This is a genomic window from Acidobacteriota bacterium (genome assembly GCA_030697165.1).
Lineage (GTDB): Bacteria > Acidobacteriota > Vicinamibacteria > Vicinamibacterales > UBA2999 > 12-FULL-67-14b.
In genome coordinates this window covers 1-21,512 of the sequence record JAUYQQ010000015.1, presented here as the reverse complement: position 1 = coordinate 21,512, position 21,512 = coordinate 1, and the positions used below count along the sequence as shown (strand labels likewise).

The 21,512-nt window shown below is 65.3% G+C and carries 24 protein-coding genes; 17 read left to right on the top strand and 7 right to left on the bottom strand.

The features are described from left to right. Position 1: 1 nt before the first annotated feature. From Q8T13_13805 to Q8T13_13775, 7 genes are all read left to right on the top strand, one after another. The gene (locus Q8T13_13805; GenBank protein ID MDP3718835.1) at positions 2-1,219 is read left to right on the top strand and encodes a cytochrome c; all 1,218 of its coding nucleotides are present in this window, start codon (positions 2-4) and stop codon (positions 1,217-1,219) included. Further along, positions 1,216-2,553 carry a Zn-dependent hydrolase gene (locus tag Q8T13_13800; protein ID MDP3718834.1) on the top strand — a complete coding sequence of 446 codons (1,338 nt, stop codon included), beginning with the start codon at positions 1,216-1,218 and terminating at the stop codon, positions 2,551-2,553. Before Q8T13_13805 ends, Q8T13_13800 begins: the two co-directional genes overlap by 4 nt. A 459-nt stretch (positions 2,554-3,012) precedes the next feature. After that, positions 3,013-5,181, top strand: a complete 2,169-nt coding sequence (locus tag Q8T13_13795; protein MDP3718833.1) for a DUF5916 domain-containing protein — start codon at positions 3,013-3,015, stop codon at positions 5,179-5,181. Positions 5,182-5,215: 34 nt separating this feature from the next. Beyond that, positions 5,216-5,968, top strand: coding sequence for a hypothetical protein (locus Q8T13_13790; GenBank protein ID MDP3718832.1), 753 nt, complete (start codon positions 5,216-5,218; stop codon positions 5,966-5,968). A gap of 8 nt (positions 5,969-5,976) precedes the next feature. Then, positions 5,977-7,602 (top strand): transglutaminase-like domain-containing protein, encoded by a 1,626-nt coding sequence (locus tag Q8T13_13785; GenBank protein MDP3718831.1) that lies wholly within the window; start codon positions 5,977-5,979, stop codon positions 7,600-7,602. Then, on the top strand, positions 7,602-8,354 hold the full coding sequence (locus tag Q8T13_13780; protein ID MDP3718830.1) for an ABC transporter ATP-binding protein: 753 nt from the start codon (positions 7,602-7,604) through the stop codon (positions 8,352-8,354). Before Q8T13_13785 ends, Q8T13_13780 begins: the two co-directional genes overlap by 1 nt. Further along, complete coding sequence (locus Q8T13_13775) at positions 8,354-10,060, top strand: hypothetical protein (protein ID MDP3718829.1); 1,707 nt, start codon at positions 8,354-8,356, stop codon at positions 10,058-10,060. Before Q8T13_13780 ends, Q8T13_13775 begins: the two co-directional genes overlap by 1 nt. 8 nt (positions 10,061-10,068) lie before the next feature. Here the strand turns inward: Q8T13_13775 and Q8T13_13770 are convergent, their stop codons facing one another. After that, positions 10,069-10,296 carry a hypothetical protein gene (locus Q8T13_13770; protein MDP3718828.1) on the bottom strand — a complete coding sequence of 76 codons (228 nt, stop codon included), beginning with the start codon at positions 10,294-10,296 and terminating at the stop codon, positions 10,069-10,071. Positions 10,297-10,355: 59 nt separating this feature from the next. On the opposite strand from Q8T13_13770, the gene Q8T13_13765 reads away from it, so the two are divergent. Together Q8T13_13765 and Q8T13_13760 are read left to right on the top strand one after the other, a co-directional pair. Beyond that, a complete protein-coding gene (locus Q8T13_13765; GenBank protein ID MDP3718827.1) occupies positions 10,356-10,604 on the top strand; it encodes a PF20097 family protein in 249 nt (82 codons plus the stop codon). Between the two features lie 66 nt (positions 10,605-10,670). Further along, entirely contained in the window at positions 10,671-11,765 is a 1,095-nt protein-coding gene (locus tag Q8T13_13760; GenBank protein ID MDP3718826.1) for a DUF1028 domain-containing protein, read from the top strand. A gap of 205 nt (positions 11,766-11,970) precedes the next feature. Here Q8T13_13760 and Q8T13_13755 read toward each other — a convergent pair whose 3' ends face one another. The 6 genes from Q8T13_13755 to Q8T13_13730 form a co-directional block, all read right to left on the bottom strand. After that, positions 11,971-12,975, bottom strand: coding sequence for an ATP-grasp domain-containing protein (locus Q8T13_13755; protein ID MDP3718825.1), 1,005 nt, complete (start codon positions 12,973-12,975; stop codon positions 11,971-11,973). A gap of 14 nt (positions 12,976-12,989) precedes the next feature. After that, on the bottom strand, positions 12,990-14,018 hold the full coding sequence (locus Q8T13_13750; GenBank protein MDP3718824.1) for a putative zinc-binding metallopeptidase: 1,029 nt from the start codon (positions 14,016-14,018) through the stop codon (positions 12,990-12,992). A gap of 713 nt (positions 14,019-14,731) precedes the next feature. Next, positions 14,732-15,940 (bottom strand): hypothetical protein, encoded by a 1,209-nt coding sequence (locus Q8T13_13745; GenBank protein MDP3718823.1) that lies wholly within the window; start codon positions 15,938-15,940, stop codon positions 14,732-14,734. Between the two features lie 7 nt (positions 15,941-15,947). Further along, positions 15,948-16,535, bottom strand: a complete 588-nt coding sequence (locus Q8T13_13740) for a hypothetical protein (protein MDP3718822.1) — start codon at positions 16,533-16,535, stop codon at positions 15,948-15,950. A 9-nt stretch (positions 16,536-16,544) separates the two neighbouring features. Continuing rightward, the gene (locus tag Q8T13_13735) at positions 16,545-17,162 is read right to left on the bottom strand and encodes a hypothetical protein (protein MDP3718821.1); all 618 of its coding nucleotides are present in this window, start codon (positions 17,160-17,162) and stop codon (positions 16,545-16,547) included. A 38-nt stretch (positions 17,163-17,200) separates the two neighbouring features. Beyond that, the gene (locus Q8T13_13730; protein MDP3718820.1) at positions 17,201-17,473 is read right to left on the bottom strand and encodes a hypothetical protein; all 273 of its coding nucleotides are present in this window, start codon (positions 17,471-17,473) and stop codon (positions 17,201-17,203) included. 399 nt (positions 17,474-17,872) lie between these two features. Between Q8T13_13730 and Q8T13_13725 the strand changes: the two genes are divergently transcribed. From Q8T13_13725 to Q8T13_13690, 8 genes are all read left to right on the top strand, one after another. Continuing rightward, positions 17,873-18,220 (top strand): hypothetical protein, encoded by a 348-nt coding sequence (locus Q8T13_13725; GenBank protein ID MDP3718819.1) that lies wholly within the window; start codon positions 17,873-17,875, stop codon positions 18,218-18,220. 51 nt (positions 18,221-18,271) lie between these two features. Further along, positions 18,272-18,643, top strand: coding sequence for a hypothetical protein (locus tag Q8T13_13720; GenBank protein ID MDP3718818.1), 372 nt, complete (start codon positions 18,272-18,274; stop codon positions 18,641-18,643). Between the two features lie 136 nt (positions 18,644-18,779). Next, positions 18,780-19,103 (top strand): hypothetical protein, encoded by a 324-nt coding sequence (locus Q8T13_13715; protein MDP3718817.1) that lies wholly within the window; start codon positions 18,780-18,782, stop codon positions 19,101-19,103. A 25-nt stretch (positions 19,104-19,128) separates the two neighbouring features. After that, complete coding sequence (locus Q8T13_13710) at positions 19,129-19,575, top strand: hypothetical protein (GenBank protein MDP3718816.1); 447 nt, start codon at positions 19,129-19,131, stop codon at positions 19,573-19,575. After that, positions 19,576-19,944, top strand: a complete 369-nt coding sequence (locus tag Q8T13_13705) for a hypothetical protein (protein ID MDP3718815.1) — start codon at positions 19,576-19,578, stop codon at positions 19,942-19,944. Next, entirely contained in the window at positions 19,941-20,093 is a 153-nt protein-coding gene (locus tag Q8T13_13700; protein ID MDP3718814.1) for a hypothetical protein, read from the top strand. The genes Q8T13_13705 and Q8T13_13700 overlap by 4 nt, the downstream gene beginning before the upstream one ends. 256 nt (positions 20,094-20,349) lie before the next feature. Continuing rightward, entirely contained in the window at positions 20,350-20,823 is a 474-nt protein-coding gene (locus Q8T13_13695) for a hypothetical protein (GenBank protein ID MDP3718813.1), read from the top strand. After that, the coding region (locus Q8T13_13690) for a hypothetical protein (protein MDP3718812.1) at positions 20,820-21,512 on the top strand (693 nt) is incomplete at its 3' end. The genes Q8T13_13695 and Q8T13_13690, both read left to right, overlap by 4 nt.

The following is a 21,512-nucleotide window of genomic DNA, read 5'->3' as shown; positions in this document are numbered from 1 at the left end:
TATGAGAATCGCTCGCATCGGCTTCGTCGTGGCGGCTGTGTTCGGGTTGGCTCCGGTGGCGCAGGCACAGACCGCGCCGACTTTTGCCAAGGACGTCGCGCCGATCTTCTATTCCAAGTGCGTCGAGTGCCATCGCCCGACGATGTTCGCGCCGATGTCGCTGATTACCTTCGACGAGGCCCGGCCGTGGGCGCGGTCGATCAAGCAGCGGGTTGCGGCGCGCACCATGCCGCCATGGGGGGCCGACCCCGCGCACGGCGTGTTCAAGAACGATCCCCGGCTGTCAGAGAAAGAGATCGCGACGATTGTGGCGTGGGTGGATGCGGGCGCGCCGAAGGGCCGCGACGCCGACCTGCCCAAGGCGCCGACCTTCGCGGAAGGCTGGAGCATTGGCAAGCCCGACGCCGTCTTCACCATGACCGAGGACTTCAAGATCCCGGCGACCGGCGTGGTCGAGTACCAGTACCTGCGCCTGCCCACCGACATCACGGAAGACAAGTGGATCCAGGCGATTGAGATCAAGCCGCAGGCGCGCGCGCAGGTGCACCACGTGCTGGCCTACACCCAGCCGACGGGTTCGCCCCTGAACACGAACGGCGCGCTCGGGCCGAACAGCATCGGCGGCGTCACGCCCAACAAGCCGGGCGTCATCTTCGAGCCGGGCGTCGGCCGGCTGCTGACCGCCAATTCCGACATCGTCCTGCAGATGCACTACACGACCAACGGCGAGGCGACCACGGATCGCACGCAGGTTGGGGTGGTCTTCGCGAAAGAAGCGCCGAAGATGCAGCAGCGCGGCGGCAGCGTGATCCAGCCGCGATTCGTGATTCCTGCCGGTGCGCCGGCGCACGAAGTGCGCGGCTCGCGGGTGCTGGCCGAAGACACGCTGATCACGTCGTTCACGCCGCACATGCACGTGCGCGGCAAGAGCATGACCTACATCGCGACCTTCCCCGACGGGACCAAGGAGACGCTGTTGTCGGTGCCGAACTACGACTTCAACTGGCAGATCAGCTACGAGCTGGCCAAGCCGCGGCTGTTCCCCAAGGGCACCTCGATCGAGGTGATCGCGCACTACGACAACTCGCCGAACAACAAGTTCAATCCCGATCCCACCAAGGACGTCCGCTGGGGCGACCAGACCTTTGAAGAAATGATGATCGGTTTCTGGGGCACGGTGGTCGAACGCCCCGTGACCTCGTCACAGAAGAACGAATGAAGATATCGCGTCGCGAATTCGTCTCCCTGGCCAGCGCTTCGGCGCTGGCCATCCCCACGAAATCCTGGTCACGCCAATCGTCACGGCCCGCCGTTGACGGCGCGCGCCTGCGCAACCGGCTCGAGCGCCTGAGCACGCACGGCCGGCCGCCCGGCGGCACGTTCGCCTCGGGCGTGTCGCGCGTGGCGTATTCGGTGGCAGACCTCACGGCCCGGGCGTTCATCATCGACGAGATCAAGTCGGCCGACATCGTGCCCCGCATCGACGCCGCCGGCAACATCTTCGCCCGCTACGGTGGCCAGCCCAACCAGCCCGCCATCCTGTTCGGGTCGCATATCGACTCGGTGCCGAACGGCGGCAATTTCGATGGCAACCTCGGCTTCTTCTCGGCGCTGGAGGCGATCCAGGCCGTGCAGGCGGCGAAGGTGCAGACCCGGCATCCGCTCGAGATGGTGTTGTGGGCGCACGAAGAGAGCACGGCGTTTGGCATCGGCACCGCGGCCAGCCGCATTGTCGCCGGCGACCTGCGGGCCGGGGACATGGACCGGACGTGGAACGGCATGCGGCGCGCCGATGCGATCAGGCGCATTGCCGGCAGTCCCGATCAGATCGAGACCGCGGTGCGCGGCAAGGGTGCGTGGCACTCGTACGTCGAGCTCCATATCGAACAGGGCGGCACGCTCGACCAGGCCAGGGTGCCAATCGGCATCGTCGAAGGCATTGTCGGGATTCACCGTTACGACGTCGTGATCGAGGGCTTCGCGAACCACGCCGGCACCACGCCCATGGGCGAGCGCCAGGACGCCATGGTGGCGGCGGCGCAGTTGACGCTCGCGGTGCGCGAGATTGCCGCGCGCCGGCAAGGCCGACAGGTCGGCACCGTGGGCCGGCTCGAGGTCGAGCCCAATTCGCCCAACGTCATTCCCGGCCGCGTGACGCTCAGCGTGGAGTTCCGTGACCTGTCAGATCAGGTGCTTCGCGAGCTCGGTGATGCCGTGAAGGCGCGCGGCGCCGCGATCGCGAAAGACACGGGCACGACCATCACCTTCGCACTCGCCAGCACCAACCTTGGGTCACCGGCCAGCAGCGGCGTCCAGGAGGCGATCGGGAAGGCGGCGAGTGTGCTCAGCCTGCCGACGCGCCGCCTGCCGAGCGGTGCCGGTCACGATGCCCAGCAGATCGCGCGGCTGTGCCCCATGGGCATGATCTTCGTGCCGAGTGTCGGCGGGATTAGCCACTCGCCGAAAGAGCTCACCACGTGGGACGACTGCACGCGTGGCGCGAACGTGCTGCTTGGCGCCGTGCTGGAGTTGGATCAGCGCGACAGCGTGTAGGCGCTCTGCGGCGCGCGCCTTGACAGACGCGCGTGGGGCTCGCCGCTTCGCGTCTCGTCGGGGTCGCTCGCTCCGCTCGCATCCTGGGGCTCGCGCCTTCCACCTCCGCGCAGAGCGCTACGGCGGACAAGTCGGCGCTCGCAGGGACACCAGCATGATCGAGATTCGCGAAGAGCGTCCGGGCGACGTAGCGGCGATTCGCAGAGTGAATCGATGTGTTCATGGTGTTGGTTCTGGATTACGTGAAAATGGCCGACGTCTCTGGCGTCGCCAGGTACCGCCAGGAATTCTCGTCGGTGAGCTAACAGATTTATCAGTGTCCAATCTGTGTCTAATCGGTGGCCTGTAGTACGCTGCTTCCCGACTATTTTTCCAGCTTGTCTCTGAATGTATATGAATCGATATCTGTTTACTATTTCTGCGACTGCTCTGTTGTGTGTAACGAGCGCCACGAGCTCGATGGCCCAGACCAAGCCGGGTTCGGCCAACGTGGCGACCGCCGTTCGCGCGACCGAAGCGCCGACCCTTGACGGCGATGTGCTCGGCGACCCGGCGTGGAACGCGGCGACGCCCATTACCGGCTTCGTCCAGGAGCAGCCCAACGAGGGGCAGCCCGCTTCGGAGAAGACCGAGGTTCGCGTCATCTTCACTGCCGATACCCTGTATGTCGGGGTGGTGTTGTACGACTCGGACCCGAGCGGCATCATCGTGACGGACGCGCGCCGTGACTCGCCGTTGGACGACACCGACAGCTTCCAGGTGATTTTCGACACCTATCGCGACCGCCAGAACGGGTTCGTGTTCGGGACCAACCCTGCCGGGGTCGAGTACGACGGCCAGGTCACCAACGAAGGGCAGGGCGGTGGCGGGCTGGGCTTCGGCCAGATGCAGTCGGGCGGCTCCGGTTCGGGCTTCAACATCAACTGGGACGGCGCCTGGAGCGTGCGCACCCGCATGACCGACCAGGGATGGTCGGCCGAATTTGCGATTCCATTTCGGACGCTGCGCTACCCGGCCGCCACGGATCAGACGTGGGGCATCAACTTCCAGCGGAACATCCGGCGCAAGAACGAACGCGCGTACTGGGCGCCGATTCCGCGACAGTTCAACCTGTATCGGCTGTCGTTGGCCGGATCGCTGACCGGCGTGCAGACGCCGGCGCTGCGCAACCTGCGCATTACCCCGTACGTGCTGGGCAACGCGTTGACGTCGGGTGAGAACCCGGTCGACGGCGAGCTGCTGGGCGATATCGGCGGCGACCTGAAGTACGGCATTACACCCAGCCTGACCCTGGACGCCACCGTCAACACCGACTTCGCGCAGGTCGAGGTGGACGATCAGCAGGTCAACCTGGATCGGTTCAACCTGTTCTTCCCCGAAAAGCGGCCGTTCTTCCTCGAGAATGCCGGGTTCTTCAGCGTCGGCAACCCGGGCGAAGTGGATCTCTTCTTCAGCCGCCGCATCGGCATCAGCAAGGCCGGTGAGGCGATTCCCATCCTCGGGGGTGGCCGCGTCTCGGGCAAGGCCGGCCGCTTCAACGTCGGCGTCCTGAACATGCAGACCGACGAGTTCGACAACGCCGTGGCCGGCACCAACTTCACGGTCATGCGCGTGAGCCGGGACTTGCCGAACCGCTCGTCGATCGGCGGCATCTTCACCAATCGGCTCGAAACCGGCAGTCTCGCCGGCGACGCCGCGGCGGGTCGCACCTACGGGCTGGATGGCAGGTGGGGCGTTGGCGCGACCAGCATCTTGACCGGCTTTGTCGCCAAGACCGACACCGAAGGCATCACCGACAGCACCCACGCGTTTAACATCCGGTCGCAGACCAACCGGCCGCAGTGGGACCTGAACGTCGGCTACCAGGAAGTGGGTAGCGGTTTCAATCCCGAGGTTGGCTTCCTCAGCCGCAAAGGCTATCGCAAGCCTGACGTCTTCCTGATGACGCGCTTCCGCCCGAAGGATTTCATTAACATCCAGGAACTACGCCCGCATGCGACCTTCCGCGGCTTTTGGGGTCTCGACGGCTTCCAGGAAACCGGCTACCTGCATTTGGACAACCACTGGCAGTTCCGCGACAGTACCGAGATCCACACCGGCATGAACCTCACGCTCGAGGGCGTGCGGAGGCCGTTCGAGATCTACCCGGGCATCTTCGTTCCCCCCGGCACCTACGAGCACGCCGAGGCGCAACTGGTGGGCATGAGCAACCAGGGCGCGCCGGTCAGCGTCAGCATGCGCGTGAACGCCGGGGGTTTCTTCGGAGGCGATCGTTTGAGCCTCAGCCCGACGGTCAGGTTTCGCGCCGGCGACGCGCTGACCACCGAGCTGACCTATCAGCGCAACGACGTCACCCTGCCGGGCGGCGCGTTCGTCACCAACCTGGTGCGCACCCGCGTGTCGTACTCGTTCTCGTCGCGCGTGTTCACGCAGGCGCTGATTCAGTACAACGACCGCGCCGACCTGTGGTCCATGAACTTCCGCTTCGGCTGGCTGCAGGCGGCCAACACCGGCCTGTTCGTCGTCTACACCGACACCCGCGGCCTCTACGAACTGAACGATCGGCCGGAACGGACCGACCGGTCGCTGATCGTCAAGTACTCCTACATGTTCGACTTGTTTCGCTGAAGAACCGGAATCGTCCAACTCAGGAGAAACCACCATGGTGACCTTGGTAAAGCGGCTGCTCGTGGTCGTGGCCTTGTGTGGCTGGGCGTTGCCAGCGTCGGCGCAGACGGTGGACGAGGTGATCGAGAAGCACCTGGCCGCCATTGGCGGCCGCGCCGCCCTCGCCACGCTGCAGTCGCGGCAAATGGTCGGCACCATGACGCTGTCATTGCCGGTCGGCGGCGACGTGACCGGCTCGATCGATGCGCTGAACGCTGTCCCCAACAAGGCGCGGACGTTGATCAAGCTGGATTTGACGGCGCTCGGCGCCGGCCCGATCCAGATCGATCAGCGCTTCGATGGCTCGACCGGCTACCTGCTCGACAGCATGCAAGGCGATCGCCCCATCACCGGCAGCCAGCTCGCGAGCATGAAAAGCGCGGTGTTCCCCTCGCCGTTCCTGAACTACAAGGAGCGGGGCGCCAGCGTCGAGTTGAAGGGCAAGGAGAAGGTTGGCGAGCGCGAGGCATACCTGCTGGTCTACACGCCCAAGGATGGCGCGGTCGTGCGCCAGTACCTCGATGCCGAGTCGTTCCTGGCGGTGCGGATGGTGACCACCGTCGACGTGCCCGGCATGGGCGCCCTGGATCAGACCTCGGACTTCTCCGATCAGCGCGACGTCGACGGCGTGAAGGTGCCGTTCCTGATCAAGTCCTCGTCGGCGGCGCAGAGCTTCACCATCAGCGTCACCAAGGTGGACCACAACGTCACCGTGGATGAAAAGCTGTTTGTGAAACCCGGCCTATAATTGTGGCGGTGCCGCGCGTCAGGCTACTTCGTCCGCTCCCGCGTTCGATTACGCGGCCGCTCTCGTTGCTCGCCGTGGTCGCGTGGCTCGCGACCATGGCGGTCATGGTTGACCGCACCTACCTCCAGGCAGCGCCCACCAACCTGGCCACCGACCTGGCCCGCTACGGCTCGACCGCCCAGTGGCGCGGCGTCTACTACCGCGGCGAGAAGATTGGCTTTACGGTCAGCCAGGTCGAGCGCACCGACGCCGGCTTCGAGCTGAGCGAGGACGGGCGGCTGCAGTTCTCGTTGCTCGGCGCCACGACCGCGGCGGTGCTGCGGACGACGGCGCGCGTGGACCGCGCCTTCGCGTTGCAGACGTTCGAGTTCTCGCTCGATCCGGGCACCGGGCCGACCACCGTTCGCGGCCGCCTCGATGGCCTGCGGCTGTCGCTCGACATCATCAGCGCCAGCGGCACGCGTTCGGAAACCCGGGATCTCGAGGCGCCTCCCGCCCTCATGCTGAGCATGGGCCGCCGGCTGGCCAGCGAGGGGCTGGTGGCGGGCACCCGCCACGAATGGCAGATCTTCGACCCCGCCACCATGAAGAACGCGCCGGTGCAGCTGGCGATCGGCGAGCGCGAGGTCGTCAACGCCGGCGGCCGCCCCACGCCGGCGTTTCGCGTCGAGTTGGCCTTCTCGGGACTGAGCACCACCGCGTGGATCACCGACACCGGCGAGATCGTTCGCGAGGAAAGCCCGATGGGGCTGATCTCCGTGCGCGAAACGCAGGAGCAGGCCACGACCCTGGCCGTGACGAACCGGATGCAGGCAGACATGTTGGCCGCGTCTGCCGTGGTGCCGACCATGCCGCGGGGGGCGTTCATCACCGAGCCGCGCGACGTGACGCGGCTGCGGATGCGCATCGACCACGCCGACCTGTCGGGCCCCGACCTCCAGGGTGTCGGCCAGACGGTCACCGGCAACATCGTCGAACTCGTGGATACGCGGGGGCTCACCGCCGGGCCGGCCGATACCGATCTCGATCGCTACCTGCGGCCCGAGCCGTTCATCGAAAGCGATGCGCCCGAGATCCTGGCCGAGGCCGAGCGCATGGTGCAAGGCATTGCCGGTGCGCGCGCGCGGGCCGAGCGATTGATGCGCGAGGTCAACCAGCTGGTGGAGAAGAAGCCCACCGTGAGCCTGCCCTCGGCGCTCGAAGTGTTGCGCACGAAAGTGGGGGACTGCAACGAGCACACGGTGCTGTTCGTCGCGCTCGCGCGATCGCTGGGCATCCCGTCGCGCATCAACGTCGGCCTGGCCTATGTGCGGGGCGCGTTCTACTACCACGCGTGGCCAGAGGTCTACCTCGACGAAGGTGGTGGCCGCGGACTGTGGCTGCCGGTGGACCCGACCTTCAACCAGTTTCCGGCCGATGCCACGCACGTCCGTCTGGCGCGCGGCGGGTTAGACCAGCAGACCGCCATCCTGCCGCTCGTCGGCCGCGTCAGGATGACCGTGTTGCAGTTGGACGTGGCCCCGGGGTCGACACCCATTCTCGTGGGCCGGTCCGCCACGGATGCACAGTCCCTGTCCATTCCCGTGCCCAGGCGCCAGGACTGCGGCTGCTGGATTCCGTGCCCGGGTAGCTAATGATCGCCGTCGAGAATCTGGTCAAGCGTTTTGGTTCCTTCACGGCGGTCGATGGCGTTTCGATTAACGTCGAGCCCGGCCAGATCCACGGCTTTCTCGGCCCGAACGGGGCGGGAAAGACCACCAGCATCCGGATGATCGCGGGCCTGCTGCGGCCCGACGAGGGCCGCATCCTGGTGAACGGCCACGACCTGGCGCGCGAGCCCGAGGCCGCGAAGGCCGCGCTTGGTTTCATTCCGGACCGGCCGTTCATCTACGACAAGCTGACCGCCGGCGAGTTCCTGCGGTTTCACGGCGGACTCTACGGCATGGACGGCGGCGACACTGACGCCCGCATTACCGAGATGCTCGAGATCTTCGAGCTGGGCCGGTGGCAGCACGAGCTGGTCGAGAGTTTCTCGCATGGCATGAAGCAGCGGCTGGTCATGAGCGCGGCCTTCCTCCACCGGCCCAAGGCGGTGCTCGTGGACGAGCCCATGGTCGGTCTCGATCCGCGCGGCGCGCGCTTGATCAAGGACATCTTCCGGCTGATGGCGTCGCGCGGCGTCGCCATCCTGATGAGCACGCATACCCTGGAAGTCGCGCAGGAGATGTGCGACCTGATCAGCATCATCCTCAAGGGCAAGATCATCGCGCACGGCACGGTCGCCGACGTGCGTGCCATGGCCGGCACGCCGGACGAGGAACTGACGCCGGTGTTCCTGAAGCTCACGGGCGGCGGCGCCCTGCAAGAGATCGACGAGATCGTCTGATGGAGTCGCTGACTCGTCCCTTTCCTTACTTGCTGTTGCCCATGTGGTGGGCGTCGCGCAACCGCGCCCGCCGGCGCGAGAAGGGCGACCTGACCCGGGGCGTGCTGTTCGGCGCGATCGGCCTGGCGGTGTTCGCCGCGTTGTTTGCCGGGTCGTTCTGGGTGACCTGGCAGGCCGCCGGCTACGACGAGCTGGGCGATTACCTGATCCGCATCGGGCTGTCGTGGCTGTTCCTCACGTTCCTGTCGTTCCTCGCGTTCAGCGCGGTGGTGGCGTCGCTGTCGACCTTTTTCCTGTCTGACGACTTGCGGTTGATCATGGTCGCGCCGGTCGCGTCGCGGCGCCTGTTCTTCGCGCGCTTTGCGCGGACGCTGGCGCAGTCGGGCTGGATGGTCGTGGTCTTTCTCGTGCCGGTGCTCGCCGGCATCGGCTTTGCCAAGTGCGCGCCGTGGACGTTTGTCGCCACCGTGATCCTCACGGTGGTGCCGTTCGTCACCATTCCGGTCGCGCTCGGCTCGGCGCTCACTCTCGCGCTCGTGAACGTGTTCCCGGCGCGCCGCGCCCGCGACATCCTGATGTTCATGGGCCTGGTGTTCGCCACCAGCCTCGTGCTGTTGCTCCGCTTCCTGCAGCCCGAACGGCTCCTGCGGGTCGAGTCGATGCCCGAGGTGACGGCGTTCTTCGCCACGCTGCAGTCGCCGATCACGCCGCTCCTGCCGTCGTTCTGGGCGGGGGAGGCGTTGTTCGCCGGCGTGCAGGGCGGCAGCGACTGGCTGCACATCGGCGCGCTGTGGACGACCGCGGCGGCGCTGGTGGTGGTGGTGGGCGCGGCGTTCGAGCGGTGGCACTTCGCCGGCTTCAGCAAGTCACAGGAGGCGCGCAAGGCGCGCTTTGCGCGGTTCCACGCGCTCGACGCCGTGGCCCGCCTGCTGCCGTTGTCGCCGGTGCGGCGTCACCTGCTCATCAAGGACATCAAGGTGTTCCTGCGCGACGTCAGCCAGTGGTCGCAGTTGCTGCTGCTGGTGGCGCTGATGCTGGTGTACCTCTACAACTTCCGCGTGCTCGACCTGGATCGCCTGCCGTACATGAGCGGCGTCGTGAAGAACCTGTACGCGTTCCTCAACCTGGCCATGGCGGCGTTCGTGATGGCGACGGTGGCGGTGCGGTTCGTGTTCCCGGCGGTGTCGGCTGAAGGCGCCGCATTCTGGATTATTCGCACCGCCCCGATCTCGCTGCGCGACTTCTTGTGGTCGAAGTTCTGGTCGGGCCTGGTGCCGGTGCTGGTGCTGTCGGAGATCCTGATCGTCGCCGGCAACGAACTGCTCGGGGTCGATCCGTTCCTGAAGCAGATGTCGGCCGTCGCCATCGTCTTCATGTCGTTCGCGCTGGTCGGGCTGGCCACCGGCCTCGGCGCGCGCTACCCGCGGTTTGCCGCCGACAATCCCAGCCAGGTGGCCGGGTCGTACGGCGGCGTCGCCTTCATGATCGTGGCGGTGCTGTTCATCCTGGTGATGATTGGGCTGCTTGGCTGGCCGTCGAGCGTGTACCTGTTCAGCCAAGTGCGCAACCGACCGTTGACCGAAATGCAGCAAGTCCTGTTCTACGCGTGCTTCGCCTCGGCCGCCCTCCTCAGCATTGCTGTCTGGCTGCTCGGCATGCGGACCGGCGTGCAGGCATTGCAGGCGATGGATCGGACGCCAGCGTAGTCGCGCCGCTAGCCTCGCAGGATCTGCCGGATCGGATCGGGTAGCAGCTGCGTGCCGAGCTTCCAGCACGTCTTGCAGGCAGGGCAATCGTAGAAGTGAACCGGAATTTGCGCCATCGACGCGGCCTGGGGCCGAAACGAGCCGGACGACACTTCTGTGTCGACATAGGCGAGGGTGCCCTGGCAGGTTGGGCAGGACGGATCGACGGGGCGATCAGCCGGATCGAGCGTGGCCATAAGTGCACAGTATGGCGCAACTCGAAGCGACACGGTGGCTCTTGGTGCACAATGTCCGGATGCCACCATTGAACTGTCCTCGGTGTCGCGGTGAACTGGTTGCCGGTGGAGCGGTCTACGGGCCGGGGCGGATGGCGTTTCGTCCGCAGGACTCGAAGTTCTTCACCCTGCAGACCGGCGATGTCATGACCAAGGCGATGATGTGCCGCGAGTGCGGCGTCATCGAGTTCGTCGGCGACGTCGCCAAGTTGAAGCGGTTGCTGGTTGGCGGAGCCGACCCCACGCCGGGACCGACTTCAGCGAGTTAGCGGGCGTCGGCGCGCTGGTTTCATCAGCGACATTCGGCCCTCGTTGTTCGTTACACTGTGGCCGCCATGTCACGAATTCTCATCGCTGCCCTGCTGTTGGCCGTCGTCACCCACGCTCCGGCTAACCACCTTCGCCAAGGCTACGGCGGTCAAGAAGCCGGAGGCTACTCTGAACAGGACGTTCCACCTGCCGCGACGGCCGGGGACCCGTGGTTCGGTACGTTCTCGATCATTGCCTTTGATCCGGCGACCCACGAGTTAGGCGTCGGGGTCCAGTCGCGGGCGTTTGGGGCGGGCGCCGCCGTGCCGTACGCGAAACCCGGGGTGGGCGCCGTGGCTACACAGGCGTCGGCCAACCGTCAATACGGCCCCAAGGCAATCGCCCTGCTCGAGCAGGGGCTGTCGCCGGCCGAGGTGGTGAAGCGCATCACCGACGAGGATCCTGGCCGCGACTCGCGCCAGGTGGCGGTGATCGATACCAAGGGCCGCTCGGCGGTCTACACCGGCAAGCGCGTGCTCGATCGCAACAACGATCCGAAAGACCTCGTGCACCTGGGCGGCTTCGCGGGCTTCGCCGCCGGGCCGAACTTCTCGGCGCAGGGCAACACGCTGGCGAGCGAAGAGGTGGTCAAGGCGATGGCGGCGGCGTACCAATCGGGCAAGAGGTCGATGGCCGAGCGGTTGATGGACGCGCTCGATGCGGGGCAGGCGAAGGGTGGCGACACCCGCGGCATGCAGTCGGCCGGCATTCTCGTGGTGCGGCCCCTGCCGCCCAACTCCGACTCCACCGTCGAGCGCATCGTCGACATCCGCGTCGACGATCACGAGGAGCCGTTCAAGGAATTGCGGCGGTTGCTGCAGATGACGACGGGCGTGCCGAATCGGTTAACGGCCCAGTCGGCGGAACTGGCGAAGGCGGGGAAGTTTGCGGAGGCGATTGTCGAACAGCGCAAGGCGCTCGACATCAACCCGCGCAGCGAGCAGCTGATGTACGCACTGGCGCAGCGCCACGCGCAGGCGGGGGACACGAAGCAGGCGCTCGACTATCTGGGCCAGGCGATCCGCCGCCAGCCGAAGCAGTGGCAGCAGCAGGCGGCCACCGACCCGATGTTCGCAAAACTGGCCCCCCTCCCGGAATTCAAGCGCCTGGTGGGTGCCTGACCCCCATTTTCACAAATTTGTGGATTGGGGACAGTCAACAGCAGCCAAGTTAATCGAAATGCGGCCTGTTTCCGCGAACAGGGCTGGTTGAGGGCTGACCCCAATCCACCATTTGGTGAAAATGGGGGTCAGGCCCCGGTCACCCTGCGGGGGTCAGGCCCCGGTCACCCTGCGGTCAGGCTGATCCCCGATCCCCGATCCCTGATCAGGCCATTCGCGACGGTTGCCACTGCAAACCGAGGCCGATGATCCGCTCGATCAACTTGGCGTAGGTCACGCCGGCCCGCTGAGCCGACTCGGCGAAGTCTTCGCCGTGCGCCAGCTGCGGGTTCGGGTTGGCTTCGATCACCGACAGCTCGCCATTCGCCTTCAGGCGCATGTCAATGCGCGCGTAGCCTGACAAGTCGAGTGCGCGGTAGACGCGCTTGGCCAGATGCTGCACCTTGGCAGAGACGTCGTCTGGCAGCGTCGCCACGGCCGTGTCGATGCCGTGCTTCTTCTGGTACTTAACGCTCCACTTCACGCGCTCGGTCGCGATTTTCCAGTTGTTCTCCGGCATCTTCGAGAACGACATCTCCCACACCGGAAACGTCTGCAGGCGATCGTTCCCGATCACCCCGACGTAGAGCTCGCGGCCGTCGATGAACTGTTCGACGATGGCGGGGGTCATGATGGTGTCGTGGATGAACTGGACGCGCTTGATCAGCTGCTCCTCGTTCTCGACCACCGACGCCTGCGAGATGCCGGTCGATGACTCGTAGGTCAGCGACTTCACGATCAGCGGGAACTGCAGGCGCTTGGGCAGCTTCACCTTGTTGCCGAGTGGCACGACCAAAAAGTCGGGCACCGGGATGCGGTGATACGCCATCAACTTCTTGGCCAGGCCCTTGTCGCGCGACAGCGTGAGCCCGCGCGGGTTGCATCCGGTATACGGCACCTTCAGCAGCTCGAGGTAGCTGACCACGTTCTGGTCGAACACCACCACATCGTCAAACGCCTCCATCAGGTTGAACGTGATGGTCGGCTTGAAGTCGTCCATCGTCGCGCGAATGGGCGTGAGGTCGTCGTGCACGCCAATGACGCGCACCTCGTGGCCCAGCACTTTCAGCGTGCGGACGACGTCGTATTCCATGCGCCAGGAGGCGGTCGAGGCGGTGGCCTGGTCGGGCGCCTCATCGGGCGGTTCGAGGCCTTTGTGGACGAGAGTCAAGACGCGCTGTGGTTTCAAAGGGCTACCCGATGGCGGCCGCTGTGCAAGTAGTTCATCACCTGCACGGTCAGCAGCACCGTGAATTCCTGCCGCGCCTGTTCTTCGGGCACGGCGAGGCGGAGTTTCAGCTCGCGGCATCGCTTGATGATGTCTTCGAGCACCTTGTCGATGGTGTATTGGTAAATGCCGGTCCAGTCGGCGACGATCTTGCGCACCGGCCGGCGGATGCGGCTGAGGAACTGGGCCGCGGTGATCCGGCTGGCGTGCTCGGGCCCGTCCGAGAACAGCCGGCGCAAGTCACGATCGTAAAACGCCGGATGGTCCACGCCGTAGTGCCGCCGCTTTTTCCGGTAGTGATACCGGAGCGTGCGATTGAGCTTGTGGAGGGGATCGATCTCCTCGGTGCGTTCGAGCAGCGGCTTCTTGGCGACCAGCGACTTCATCAGGTCGTCCATGTACTCGAGCTTCTTGATCGCCGGCCAGCCGGCGTAGCGCGGCTTCCACTGGGCTTCGGGCGTCAGCCACACGGCAAACGTCTCGGCGAAATCTTCGTCGGGATGGCTCTGCGCGTACCACGGGTCGAGGTGCTGGACGAAGCTCTTGCTGTACGGCCGTGGCGCGTAGAACTCAGGATAGGGTTCTGACGAACTGCCGAAGACGTGCTGTCGTTGACGGCGCAGCCGCAGTTTGTAGGCGTTGTCGATGACGTGGCCGGCCTCGTGCCGCAGGATGCGCATGCACCACTCGTGCTCGCCGCCCTCGACCGCCAGCATCTGCGTCTTTTCGAGGCGCTCGAGCCGTGGATGCGCCAGGTAGAACGGCACCGCCATCGACGCCTGGCCGTCGGGCGTGAACCATTCGTCGGAGAGATAGAAGTGGAGGGGAAACGTGAGGCCACGGGTCTCGAGCTCCGACTTGAGCTGCGAGATCCGGGTTTCGATGACCGTGCCGTCCAAGCGCAAGGGCAGGGCCGACAGCCGCAGATTCAGCAACTCTTCATCGGGCAGGTCGGCCCAGTCGGGAGGGGCAGTCGTGCTGGGCATCGGCGCTCATCAGAGTTTAGGCCAAACAGGGCCCTCACAGGAGTCAAGGAGGCCAGGAGCCTACAGATCATCGATTGCCCTTGGCCGTAGGGGCGCACTTTAGTGCGCCCTCAGGCGCGCGCAGAAGTGTGCACTTGAGAGTCTCAGGACGGATGGCTGTCTATAACCTCGACAGTCAATAACCCGTACACCTCGTCTCGGAGGACCATCCCCCCCATGGCCATCGACGTTCGTAGACCGCTCAAGAAGTTCGTCCACTGCCAGCCGTTTACGCTCGTCAACAGTCTGCGCACCGCTGGCGACACCTGCGGCACTAGCTTCGAACTCGCTGTACGTCGGAATGCATCACAATGGGCGACGTTTGTGACAGTGTGGGTCAAGGGGGGGTATTTCGAGGAGCCGCACAGCAGATTTCCCGTCACAGATACGGCGATTGTTTGAGGAGATGACGAAGGATCTAATTTGGGTCGTGGTTGCGAGTGAACCCATCGTACTGACCGGCGCTAAATCAGGTGTTGCTGCACTGCCCACGCGGACGCCCACGCGAATCGTGACCGCCTCGGGCTAAGTCTGGCGGTTGGTGTCCAAGCAAGGGCTTTCAAAATCTCGTGGGAATTTGGGAAAGTTGGTGCGCTCGGCAGGACTCGAACCTGCGACCCCCGGCTTCGAAGGCCAGCGCAACACCCTCATCTTGTTCTGTCCTTGTTACTTAGTCAAACGGTGCCATCCACTTTCGCCGCGACGTAACGCGGGAGAGGTTCCGTTGGCAAGTGGGCCAGCATCGCGGCCGCCGTCGTGCTCGCGGCTTCGGGCACGCCCGCCTCGATGTAGCGCAATGTCTGTCGGGAGTCGGCGTGCTGGCCGAGGTTCTGGACGCCGCGCAGATTCCCGCTCGAGCGCAGCGCCTGCGTCAGGAACGAGTGCCGCAGGTCGTAGGGTCTCACGAGGGGGATGATGACGATCGCGTCGCCACGCGCCTGGCAGCGGTGCGGCAGGGCTGTCTCGCCGTCACGCAGCTGCTCGCCGATCACCTTCACGCAGGCGCGGTGCCAGGAATCCCGGACGCTCGAGTTGCTGTATTTTCGAAGACCGCCCGCCGCGGCGAGCGCTTCGATCACCGCGAGGCCCTGTGGCAGCAGCGGCAGCCATGATTCCTTGGTGCCCTTGCCCTTCCGTCGCGGTCTCGCGCGAAGCATCGGCGCCTTGACCTTCCGGCCGGTGCTCGGGTCCAGCACCAGGACGTGCTTGATGTCGGTGTCTGGCTTGATCTTGGCGATCTGCGCCGGCGGCAGGCCCGTGTAGGCCATCAGCGCGCAGCGCAGCTTCGCGAGGCTGACCGTCGGCCTGGTGCCTTTCCCCTTGCCCGTCGGGCGGCCGCGGTCGGGCATCTTCGCCAGGATGCGATCGATCAGGCGGTAGTCGAGCGCGCGCGGCTCAGGCTCCGGTTCCTTGCGCTTCCTCACCGCCGCGGTGGGGTTGGGATCGCCGTCGACGTTGACCGCACGGAAGATGCTGCGCAGGGCTGACAGCCGCTTGTTGCAGGAGCTGGCCGCGACGTCGGCATGTTCCCACGCCGCGAGCTGCTGCTCGATCTTCAGCTTGGTCAGCGCGAATCGTGACTCACGGCCGTAGGTGGCGGTCCAGTGCCGGCAGAGGTTCGAGGCCGACTGTCTCTTCGCCTTGTCGCCAATCGTCGCGAGATACTCCTGCGCATCGGCAGCCAGTGAGCCGGCGCGCGGCCGTTCGTGCGACCGCGCCTTGCCCTTCAGCTTGTCGCGGACAGCCTCGAGCTGGTCGAGGGGCGTGCACCTCGCGAAGCGGTGCTCTTCGGGTATGCCGGCGACCTTCACGATGACGGCGAACCCGGAGCCGTCCTCGTAGATGTTTGGGGCGATGGTCTTGCGGTGTCCTCGTCTCGGCATGGGCGGATCAGCTTTCGATTCCAGCTTCCTTCAGGAACAGCCTCACCGCACTGTCGAGAATGCCGAACGTGCGAGTTTCGCCCAAGTGCTTGCTGTAGACGTGGAACGGCCGCTTCGACGGGCGACTCACTCCTCTCTGAACGCCAGCGCCATCGAAGTCGTCGAAAAAATCGACCGTTATTGGCTCATGTAGAATCGCGACCACAGGCGCCTTCTTCAGCTTGCCGTGTTTGCCCAGCTCCAGCAGTTGAAGAGCGTTCGGTGTTGCGTTCATCGGCCACCCCAGCGCATTTAGCTGGCGTCCGTGCGCCGCAATCACGTCCTCGATCGTGAGGTAGGTTCTTCGAGGTTCAATGACCAGCCCGGGCACATACCGCGGCCCGGCGTCCATCGAATCTCTGATCGTGATCTTGTCCACGCGATAGGTCTTATCGAAGCCGCAAGCCAGGTCGCGCGCGACAACGTAATCACCAGCGACGACTACCGGTGCAATCTCCCTGACGGCCCCAGGCTGGCTTCCGCCGGCATATTCAACGGCCAAGATTTCACCTGCGCGCGCGGCCTCGATCAGTCGAGGGGCTGTTGGTGTCGCCATGGTCACCTGTTATCGGATGGTGACCTTGTCGCCACTCATCAGGGTTGAGTCGCCTTTGGCGATGTCGACGCCCTCCCATTGAACCTTCACAGATACCGACGCCTTGCCTGTCACCGCTCGCCACCCACGCATGTAGTTCAACACCAACTTCTCGCCGGCCAGCGTGTCCGAGCGAATTGCGTCAGCGAAGTCGCGCGAGACCTGGAGCCAGAGCAATGACTCCATCGCGCTTGCACTCGTCACCGTGCCCAACACGTGACCCTCGGAACAGAACCGCTCGAGGCTCTTGTAGTCGCCGGGGGTCTTGCCATCGATCGGCCCGCAGAGCTTCGACACTCCTGACGTGATCTCGCTGGCCGCCGTCGGCTGCGCGCGCGGAGCCGACGGCGTGGCGTCAATGCTTCCCGATGGGAGCAGCAAGGCAACGACCGAGACCACCACGACGCCGATCGCGACGATGCCGCAGCCGAGGCCGAGAGTCCGTCCGACTGATCGACCTGGACTCGCTCCGGCCGAGGCGATTGTTGCCGTCTCCGGGGCTTCGGCTGGTGAGAGATCTCGACCGCAGTGCTTGCACGCGATCGCGGCGTCCTGAATTTCCTCAGCGCAGAACGGGCACGTTTTCATGGTTTTTTGGTCCCGGAAAGGGCGGGTGTTAGCGGGGTTCAGCCGGCGCGCCGGCGCAGCGCCTCGTCAACCAGTCTTTCGATCACCGCCGCCGCGTCGGGATCGCTGTGCTGCAGCTCGACGACTCGCTGCGCCAACCTTGGCAATCTGGAGAAGGTCACTCGCGACATCTTGAACTTTGTCGAGGGCAATTTTGAGAGCCTCGTTTTCTCGTTCGAGTTCGAATACGCGAGCCGCAGCTGGTTCATCGTGGTCTCCTGTTCGAGTTGGAAACCCTGACGGTTGATCGGTACTTTGACGGATGAGGTCACGCGTGGCGATCACGCGATCGTAGGCGGGATCAACGCCGAGCAAGAGATCGTCGATCGAGCAGTTCAGAGCCGTCGCGAGCTTTAGAAGGGTTCTCGTCGCTGGTGGTCTGCGCGCAGATTCCCACTTCGACATGGTCGGCGGCTTCACGTGCACCGCCTTCGCCAGTTCGTTGCTCTGCATCTCGGCTGCAGCGCGTCGCGCTACCAGGTTGGCCCCAAAGCCCCGATGGTCCTTCCTCACAGAGCCCAAAAGATAGCGCGGCCCAAAGTATTTTGAAACCTCTAACCCGTTACCAGTCAATATATTACCCATATAGGTAACTTTTAAAGTTTGCCAAACGTGTAAAAACTTATTGACGCAAGGTTATCTGTGTGGGTAATGTTTGCCGAGTAGCAAACATGCCCAAGCCGTTGAGCCCGGAACAAATCGCCGCGATTCGCTCGGTCCCGCTGGGAACGATGCCGAACAAGGTGGGCATCGTCCTGGCCATGACCAGCACGCGTCAGGCCGACATCGTCGAAGCGCGCGGGCTCAGCGCCTCCCAGGTCAGCAACGCCAACACCGGCAAGGGCGTCACCACCGTCGACACCGCCCGCGAGATCGCCGCGTTCTTCGTCTGCGACATTGAACTGCTGTTCCCAGGCGCCGAAGAATCCGCGGCGGAAGCCGACGAACGCCTCGAGCGCGAGCGCCGCGAAGCGGAGCGTCGGTCAGGCGAAGACCGCCGGGCAAAGGACGTGGCGTGATGGCTGCGGTTCTTCTGAATCGTCGGGCATCGGAGCGAAGGGCGTAACGTCATGCCGTCCACTATCGCCGCCACCGTCGCCTCAACGCATCGCCTGAATTCTGAGATCGGGTCGCCGCGGATGGCGAAAGCGGATCTCAAGAAAATTGATCAGGGCCTGCGGCACGACATCGGCCGCTGCGTCGCGCGGGCGCGGCAGTCGCTGTCCTGGTCGCAGAAGGAACTCGCCGACGCGATCGAGCGCGGCACCGGCGAGGCGCGCGACGTCGCCCAGTTGTCCCGCTGGGAAGCGGGCACCGAGCGGCCGCAGTTCGACGTGCTGTTCTCGGTGCCCGAGTTCCAGCAGCCGCTCGTTATCGCGCTGGCGGGCCTGACCGGTGCGTTTGAGATCGTCACCGAACTGCGTGCCCGGAGGATGGCTTGAGGGCCACGCTGCACGCGGCACCGGGCACGACGGCGAAGATGCCCTTCCAGTCCCCGGTGGAGCCGGAGACCACCAGGCGCGCGACGTGCGCCACCTGCCGCGGCGTGCGCGTGTTTTTTCTGACCACCGTTGGCGAGTGGATCTGCTTCGTCTGCCGGAGGGCCCGGTGATCACCAACTGGGATCAGCTCCCGCTCGTGATGAAGCCCGAGCACATGGCGCACCTGCTCGACGTTGAGGTCTCCACGATTTGGAAGCGCTGCCAGAAGAAGCGCATGCGCCCGACCCCGGTGAGCTGGGAGAAGCCCTACGAGTGGTATCGCGAGACCGTCCGCGCGCAGTTCGAGGCCGGCGTCACGCGGATCCCCGTCGGCCGCCCGAAGCGGCGTCGGCCCTTTGAACGTGCGCGGCAAGCGTTTGCCGCTCGTGAGTCCGGAACGGTAGTCAACCAGGCGCAGTAGCGCCCAGCAACCGAAAGGCACAGACGTGAACGTCACAGCCCTCAGCACCGCGAAGCCGCCAGCCGCCGATTACTCGGCCGACCTGTCGAAGCTGGCCACCGACGCGCTCGATTCGATCCTGCAGCGCCAGATTGCGACGTTGCTCTTCAAGTGCGACAGCCGGAACATGCGCGCCATCATCGAGGACCTGGACCCGGTCAGCCAGCAGAAATACCTGAACGCGGCTGCCACGTCGATGCGCCAGGTGGATGAGCGCTGGCACATTCCTGGGCTCTATGCCGCCGTCGACGCGGGTGACCGCTTTGAAGGTGGCACGGGCATCACCACGATGCACAAGGACGTGCGCCTCCACGAACTCGGGCGCGTTGACGCGGCCATCCGTCGGTATCGGCAGTTCCTCGCCGGCCAGGCAGGACCAGACATGGAAACCAAGGCGCAGGCCTGCGCTGTGCGCGACCGCGGCGCCGTGTAGATGGACACCGTTCGCGTTCGGTTCGAACACGTCGGCCCATCTCGGAAGTGCTGGGAGGTGGACCTGCCGAGCCCACTGACGGCGCATTCGTTGGAGCGCGCGATCAAGAGGAACCATGCCCTCGGCAGCCGCGACATCGAGTTCTCGGAATCCGACGACTACTTCGGCGGAACCATCTACGTCGGCATGTGTCGGCCGGTGGGCACCTGGAGGGTTCTTGAGCGCGCAAACGTCAGCGAAGCGGCCCGCACTGACTCAGTGGTTGCGGAAGGCGTGACAGCCGGAGAAGACGGCATCGAGTTCAGACCGGGGCAGTCGTTCGTAGAAGCCGCCGCATCCCGCGGCGCAGTTGACAGGAGATCGAGATGACCGAAGCAGCCGAAGAGACCAAGACCGAAGAGACCACCCAGCAGCCTGCCGACGCGGGCGCGCAGGATCCGCCGACCGGCGATCAGGGTGGCGCGGCCCCCGCTGGCGATGCCGGCGACCAGGGCACCGGCGACGCGGCCGAGAAGTAAGACCGCCATGGGCAGTGCGCGGGCTGCGTCGACCTGATGCGCCGCACTTCCGTGCACTGCCACTTTTAGAACGAGACGCACGAACCGGATCGAACGACAGCGGGTAATTCGGTCGCCACTGCGGCCTTCGCCTGACGGCCAGCTTCACCGCTGTAGCCGCGTTGACTGTTCCGATGTCGCCAGTTCGCTCGTGCGTCGCGTTGTAAAGGGTTCACCCAGCAATAAAGCAGCTCTACGGACACGACAGGAGAGGTGTGTGATTTTTCAGCCCAACGATTGGCCACATCCGCATGTGACGCCGCGCAGCGAACAGGAACGCGACCGACTGTTGACCGTCGTGCCTGACCGCCTCGTCTTTGTGTTCGGCAGCAACCTGGCCGGCCGCCACATGGGCGGCGCGGCGCGCGACGCCGTCGACTACTTCGAGGCCGAGATGGGCAAGGGCTACGGCTGGCATGGCCGGTCCTACGCGATTCCGACGATGGACGTCGGCTTGCGCACGCTGCCGCTGCACTTCATCGCCGGGCACGTTGACCGCTTCCTGGTCGCGGCGATGGCCGAGCCTGACTTCACCTTCTACGTGACGGCCGTCGGCACCGGCATCGCCGGTCTCACCCACGAGCAGATGGCCCCGTTCTTTGTGGGTGCTCCCTCGAACGTGCTCCTGCCGGTCGAGTGGCTCCCGTTGCTGTCAGCCCAGGCCACCACCACCGAAGGAGCCCGCCCGTGAGCGCGAAGAAGAAGTCGAAGGCCACGCGGTCTGGCAAGAGTCCTGTTCGGAAAAAGACCGCGGCTTCGCCGCGGTCGGGTCCAGGCTCGTCGGCGCCGGCTGCTGTCGCGGCCGATCCCAAGACGCCAATCCACCAGTGGACGAACGGCGGTTCGCGCGTCCTGATCCTGCGCTGTGGCGAGGTGGGCTACAACGGCTTCCAATGGCCCACCACCGTGGGCGCCACCGTCGTCGCGCCGGATCCTGACCGGCGTCCGGTGTGCGGCGGTGGCTTGCACGGCTGGCCGTGGGGCCTGGCGTTCGGCGAAGGGAAGGAGCCCGACTGGACGGTGAAGTGGCTCGTCTTCGCCGCTGATCCGGCCGATGTCATCCTGCTCGAAGGCAAGGTTAAGTGTGTCGGTCCGGTGGAGATCGTTCACGTCGGGTCGATGCTCACCGCCTGGAACTTCGTTCTCGCCGGCCAGATGGCCTGGTCGCACTACTACGCCGACGGCGCACCCGCGAGCAGCTCCGGAGACGGCGCACCCGCGAGCAGCTCCGGAGACGGCGCACCCGCGAGCAGCTCCGGAACCCGCGCACCCGCGAGCAGCTCCGGAGACGGCGCACCCGCGAGCAGCTCCGGAACCCGCGCACCCGCGAGCAGCTCCGGAGACGGCGCACCCGCGAGCAGCTCCGGAGACGGCGCACCC

Excerpts from the sequence above, each read along its gene's own strand:
- Q8T13_13725 (MDP3718819.1), top strand. The coding sequence starts at position 17,873 with ATGCCCAAGCCGTTGAGCCCGGAACAAATCGCCGCGATTCGCTCGGTC.
- Q8T13_13800 (MDP3718834.1), top strand. The coding sequence starts at position 1,216 with ATGAAGATATCGCGTCGCGAATTCGTCTCCCTGGCCAGCGCTTCGGCG.
- Q8T13_13760 (MDP3718826.1), top strand. The coding sequence starts at position 10,671 with ATGTCACGAATTCTCATCGCTGCCCTGCTGTTGGCCGTCGTCACCCAC.
- Q8T13_13780 (MDP3718830.1), top strand. The coding sequence starts at position 7,602 with ATGATCGCCGTCGAGAATCTGGTCAAGCGTTTTGGTTCCTTCACGGCG.
- Q8T13_13765 (MDP3718827.1), top strand. The coding sequence starts at position 10,356 with ATGCCACCATTGAACTGTCCTCGGTGTCGCGGTGAACTGGTTGCCGGT.
- Q8T13_13770 (MDP3718828.1), bottom strand. The coding sequence starts at position 10,296 with ATGGCCACGCTCGATCCGGCTGATCGCCCCGTCGATCCGTCCTGCCCA.
- Q8T13_13805 (MDP3718835.1), top strand. The coding sequence starts at position 2 with ATGAGAATCGCTCGCATCGGCTTCGTCGTGGCGGCTGTGTTCGGGTTG.
- Q8T13_13700 (MDP3718814.1), top strand. The coding sequence starts at position 19,941 with ATGACCGAAGCAGCCGAAGAGACCAAGACCGAAGAGACCACCCAGCAG.
- Q8T13_13750 (MDP3718824.1), bottom strand. The coding sequence starts at position 14,018 with ATGCCCAGCACGACTGCCCCTCCCGACTGGGCCGACCTGCCCGATGAA.
- Q8T13_13720 (MDP3718818.1), top strand. The coding sequence starts at position 18,272 with ATGCCGTCCACTATCGCCGCCACCGTCGCCTCAACGCATCGCCTGAAT.
- Q8T13_13795 (MDP3718833.1), top strand. The coding sequence starts at position 3,013 with ATGGCCCAGACCAAGCCGGGTTCGGCCAACGTGGCGACCGCCGTTCGC.
- Q8T13_13775 (MDP3718829.1), top strand. The coding sequence starts at position 8,354 with ATGGAGTCGCTGACTCGTCCCTTTCCTTACTTGCTGTTGCCCATGTGG.
- Q8T13_13705 (MDP3718815.1), top strand. The coding sequence starts at position 19,576 with ATGGACACCGTTCGCGTTCGGTTCGAACACGTCGGCCCATCTCGGAAG.
- Q8T13_13740 (MDP3718822.1), bottom strand. The coding sequence starts at position 16,535 with ATGGCGACACCAACAGCCCCTCGACTGATCGAGGCCGCGCGCGCAGGT.
- Q8T13_13735 (MDP3718821.1), bottom strand. The coding sequence starts at position 17,162 with ATGAAAACGTGCCCGTTCTGCGCTGAGGAAATTCAGGACGCCGCGATC.
- Q8T13_13745 (MDP3718823.1), bottom strand. The coding sequence starts at position 15,940 with ATGCCGAGACGAGGACACCGCAAGACCATCGCCCCAAACATCTACGAG.
- Q8T13_13790 (MDP3718832.1), top strand. The coding sequence starts at position 5,216 with ATGGTGACCTTGGTAAAGCGGCTGCTCGTGGTCGTGGCCTTGTGTGGC.